This window comes from Streptomyces sp. SID12501 (assembly GCF_010550245.1).
In the GTDB taxonomy this organism is placed as follows: domain Bacteria; phylum Actinomycetota; class Actinomycetes; order Streptomycetales; family Streptomycetaceae; genus Streptomyces.
The window spans coordinates 1-5,103 of sequence record NZ_JAAGLU010000089.1 but is presented as its reverse complement, the minus strand read 5'-3'; the positions used below and the strand labels follow the sequence as shown (position 1 = coordinate 5,103).

The 5,103-nt window shown below is 57.5% G+C and carries 2 rRNA genes; both read left to right on the top strand.

Annotated features, from left to right (window positions below):
* Positions 1-102 precede the first annotated feature (102 nt).
* Positions 103-1,631, top strand: a 16S ribosomal RNA gene (locus G3I71_RS44465).
* A 326-nt stretch (positions 1,632-1,957) separates the two neighbouring features.
* Positions 1,958-5,081: ribosomal RNA gene (locus G3I71_RS44460) — 23S ribosomal RNA — on the top strand.
* Together the 16S and 23S rRNA genes form the textbook arrangement of a ribosomal RNA operon.
* Positions 5,082-5,103: the final 22 nt, after the last annotated feature.

The window sequence follows — 5,103 nt, the reverse complement described above, 5'->3', positions numbered from 1 at the left end:
GGTTCCTTTGAAGTAGTAAACACAGCGAGGACGCTGTGAACGGTCGGGCTTATTCCGCTTGACTGTTCCGCTCTCGTGGTGTGACCCGATTACGGGTTGACATTCACGGAGAGTTTGATCCTGGCTCAGGACGAACGCTGGCGGCGTGCTTAACACATGCAAGTCGAACGATGAACCTGCTTCGGTGGGGGATTAGTGGCGAACGGGTGAGTAACACGTGGGCAATCTGCCCTTCACTCTGGGACAAGCCCTGGAAACGGGGTCTAATACCGGATAATACTCCTGCAGGCATCTGTGGGGGTTAAAAGCTCCGGCGGTGAAGGATGAGCCCGCGGCCTATCAGCTTGTTGGTGAGGTAGTGGCTCACCAAGGCGACGACGGGTAGCCGGCCTGAGAGGGCGACCGGCCACACTGGGACTGAGACACGGCCCAGACTCCTACGGGAGGCAGCAGTGGGGAATATTGCACAATGGGCGAAAGCCTGATGCAGCGACGCCGCGTGAGGGATGACGGCCTTCGGGTTGTAAACCTCTTTCAGCAGGGAAGAAGCGAAAGTGACGGTACCTGCAGAAGAAGCGCCGGCTAACTACGTGCCAGCAGCCGCGGTAATACGTAGGGCGCAAGCGTTGTCCGGAATTATTGGGCGTAAAGAGCTCGTAGGCGGTCTGTCGCGTCGGATGTGAAAGCCCGGGGCTTAACCCCGGGTCTGCATTCGATACGGGCAGACTAGAGTGTGGTAGGGGAGATCGGAATTCCTGGTGTAGCGGTGAAATGCGCAGATATCAGGAGGAACACCGGTGGCGAAGGCGGATCTCTGGGCCATTACTGACGCTGAGGAGCGAAAGCGTGGGGAGCGAACAGGATTAGATACCCTGGTAGTCCACGCCGTAAACGGTGGGAACTAGGTGTTGGCGACATTCCACGTCGTCGGTGCCGCAGCTAACGCATTAAGTTCCCCGCCTGGGGAGTACGGCCGCAAGGCTAAAACTCAAAGGAATTGACGGGGGCCCGCACAAGCAGCGGAGCATGTGGCTTAATTCGACGCAACGCGAAGAACCTTACCAAGGCTTGACATACGCCGGAAAGCATCAGAGATGGTGCCCCCCTTGTGGTCGGTGTACAGGTGGTGCATGGCTGTCGTCAGCTCGTGTCGTGAGATGTTGGGTTAAGTCCCGCAACGAGCGCAACCCTTGTTCTGTGTTGCCAGCATGCCCTTCGGGGTGATGGGGACTCACAGGAGACTGCCGGGGTCAACTCGGAGGAAGGTGGGGACGACGTCAAGTCATCATGCCCCTTATGTCTTGGGCTGCACACGTGCTACAATGGCCGGTACAATGAGCTGCGATGCCGTGAGGCGGAGCGAATCTCAAAAAGCCGGTCTCAGTTCGGATTGGGGTCTGCAACTCGACCCCATGAAGTCGGAGTTGCTAGTAATCGCAGATCAGCATTGCTGCGGTGAATACGTTCCCGGGCCTTGTACACACCGCCCGTCACGTCACGAAAGTCGGTAACACCCGAAGCCGGTGGCCCAACCCCTCACGGGGAGGGAGCTGTCGAAGGTGGGACTGGCGATTGGGACGAAGTCGTAACAAGGTAGCCGTACCGGAAGGTGCGGCTGGATCACCTCCTTTCTAAGGAGCATTTCTTACCGGACATCTTCGGGTGTGCGGTCAGAGGCCAGTTCATCGGCGAATGTCCGGTGCTGGTTGCTCATGGGTGGAACGTTGATTATTCGGCCGGTTCACGGGCCGGAGGCTGCAAGTACTGCTCTCGTAAGAGGGTGTGGAAAGCATGATCTCCGGGCGGGATGCGGTCGGGCACGCTGTTGGGTGTCTGAGGGTACGGCCGGTTTGTCTGGTCGCCTTCAGTGCCGGCCCCGGTGTACTCGCCCGTTGTGGGTGGGGTGGCGGGTGGTTGGTCGTTGTTTGAGAACTGCACAGTGGACGCGAGCATCTGTGGCCAAGTTTTTAAGGGCGCACGGTGGATGCCTTGGCACCAGGAACCGATGAAGGACGTGGGAGGCCACGATAGTCCCCGGGGAGTCGTCAACCAGGCTTTGATCCGGGGGTTTCCGAATGGGGAAACCCGGCAGTCGTCATGGGCTGTCACCCACATCTGAACACATAGGGTGTGTGGAGGGAACGCGGGGAAGTGAAACATCTCAGTACCCGCAGGAAGAGAAAACAACCGTGATTCCGGGAGTAGTGGCGAGCGAAACCGGATGAGGCCAAACCGTATGCGTGTGAGACCCGGCAGGGGTTGCGTATACGGGGTTGTGGGATCTCTCTTTCATGGTCTGCCGGCCATGAGACGAGTCAGAAACCGTTGATGTAGGCGAAGGACATGCGAAAGGTCCGGCGTAGAGGGTAAGACCCCCGTAGTCGAAACATCAACGGCTCGTTTGAGAGACACCCAAGTAGCACGGGGCCCGAGAAATCCCGTGTGAATCTGGCGGGACCACCCGTTAAGCCTAAATATTCCCTGGTGACCGATAGCGGATAGTACCGTGAGGGAATGGTGAAAAGTACCGCGGGAGCGGAGTGAAATAGTACCTGAAACCGTGTGCCTACAAGCCGTGGGAGCGTCGCTCACAGAGTTTACTCTGTGGGTCGTGACTGCGTGCCTTTTGAAGAATGAGCCTGCGAGTTTGCGGTGTGTTGCGAGGTTAACCCGTGTGGGGAAGCCGTAGCGAAAGCGAGTCCGAACAGGGCGATTCAGTAGCGCGCTCAAGACCCGAAGCGGAGTGATCTAGCCATGGGCAGGTTGAAGCGGAGGTAAGACTTCGTGGAGGACCGAACCCACCAGGGTTGAAAACCTGGGGGATGACCTGTGGTTAGGGGTGAAAGGCCAATCAAACTCCGTGATAGCTGGTTCTCCCCGAAATGCATTTAGGTGCAGCGTCGTGTGTTTCTTGCCGGAGGTAGAGCACTGGATAGGCGATGGGCCCTACCGGGTTACTGACCTTAGCCAAACTCCGAATGCCGGTAAGTGAGAGCACGGCAGTGAGACTGTGGGGGATAAGCTCCATGGTCGAGAGGGAAACAGCCCAGAGCATCGACTAAGGCCCCTAAGCGTACGCTAAGTGGGAAAGGATGTGGAGTCGCACAGACAACCAGGAGGTTGGCTTAGAAGCAGCCACCCTTGAAAGAGTGCGTAATAGCTCACTGGTCTAGTGATTCCGCGCCGACAATGTAGCGGGGCTCAAGCGTACCGCCGAAGTCGTGTCATTCCAGCACATACCCCCAACGGGGGCTGGGATGGGTAGGGGAGCGTCGTGTGCCGGGTGAAGCCGCAGCGGAAGCTAGTGGTGGACGGTTCACGAGTGAGAATGCAGGCATGAGTAGCGATACACACGTGGGAAACGTGTGCGCCGATTGACTAAGGGTTCCTGGGTCAAGCTGATCTGCCCAGGGTAAGTCGGGACCTAAGGCGAGGCCGACAGGCGTAGTCGATGGATAACCGGTTGATATTCCGGTACCCGCTGTGAAGCGTCAAACATTGAACCAGGCGATGCTAAGTCCGTGAAGCCGCCCCGGAGCCTTCGGGCAAGGGGGAGTGGTGGAGCCGACGGACCAGATCTGCAGTAGGTGAGTGATGGGGTGACGCAGGAAGGTAGTCCATCCCGGGCGGTGGTAGTCCCGGGGTAAGGGTGTAGGCCGTGTGATAGGTAAATCCGTCACACATCAAGGCTGAGACCTGATGCCGAGCCGATTGTGGTGAAGTGGATGATCCTATGCTGTCGAGAAAAGCCTCTAGCGAGTTTCATGGCGGCCCGTACCCTAAACCGACTCAGGTGGTCAGGTAGAGAATACCGAGGCGTTCGGGTGAACTATGGTTAAGGAACTCGGCAAAATGCCCCCGTAACTTCGGGAGAAGGGGGGCCATCACTGGTGAGAACATTTACTGTTCGAGCTGGGGGTGGCCGCAGAGACCAGCGAGAAGCGACTGTTTACTAAAAACACAGGTCCGTGCGAAGCCGTAAGGCGATGTATACGGACTGACGCCTGCCCGGTGCTGGAACGTTAAGGGGACCGGTTAGTCACATTTCGGTGTGGCGAAGCTGAGAACTTAAGCGCCAGTAAACGGCGGTGGTAACTATAACCATCCTAAGGTAGCGAAATTCCTTGTCGGGTAAGTTCCGACCTGCACGAATGGCGTAACGACTTCTCGACTGTCTCAACCATAGGCCCGGTGAAATTGCACTACGAGTAAAGATGCTCGTTTCGCGCAGCAGGACGGAAAGACCCCGGGACCTTTACTATAGTTTGATATTGGTGTTCGGTTCGGCTTGTGTAGGATAGCTGGGAGACTTTGAAGCGGGCACGCCAGTGTCTGTGGAGTCGTCGTTGAAATACCAGTCTGGTCGTGCTGGATGTCTAACCTGGGTCCGTGATCCGGATCAGGGACAGTGTCTGATGGGTAGTTTAACTGGGGCGGTTGCCTCCTAAAGAGTAACGGAGGCGCCCAAAGGTTCCCTCAGCCTGGTTGGCAATCAGGTGTTGAGTGTAAGTGCACAAGGGAGCTTGACTGTGAGACCGACGGGTCGAGCAGGGACGAAAGTCGGGACTAGTGATCCGGCAGTGGCTTGTGGAAGCGCTGTCGCTCAACGGATAAAAGGTACCCCGGGGATAACAGGCTGATCTTCCCCAAGAGTCCATATCGACGGGATGGTTTGGCACCTCGATGTCGGCTCGTCGCATCCTGGGGCTGGAGTCGGTCCCAAGGGTTGGGCTGTTCGCCCATTAAAGCGGTACGCGAGCTGGGTTTAGAACGTCGTGAGACAGTTCGGTCCCTATCCGCTGCGCGCGCAGGAACATTGAGAAGGGCTGTCCCTAGTACGAGAGGACCGGGACGGACGAACCTCTGGTGTGCCAGTTGTCCTGCCAAGGGCATGGCTGGTTGGCTACGTTCGGGAGGGATAACCGCTGAAAGCATCTAAGCGGGAAGCCTGCTTCGAGATGAGTGTTCCCACCCACTAGATGGGGTAAGGCTCCCAGTAGACGACTGGGTTGATAGGCCAGATCTGGAAGCCCGGTAACGGGTGGAGGTGACTGGTACTAATAGGCCGAGGGCTTGTCCTCAGTTGCTCGCGTCCACTGTGTT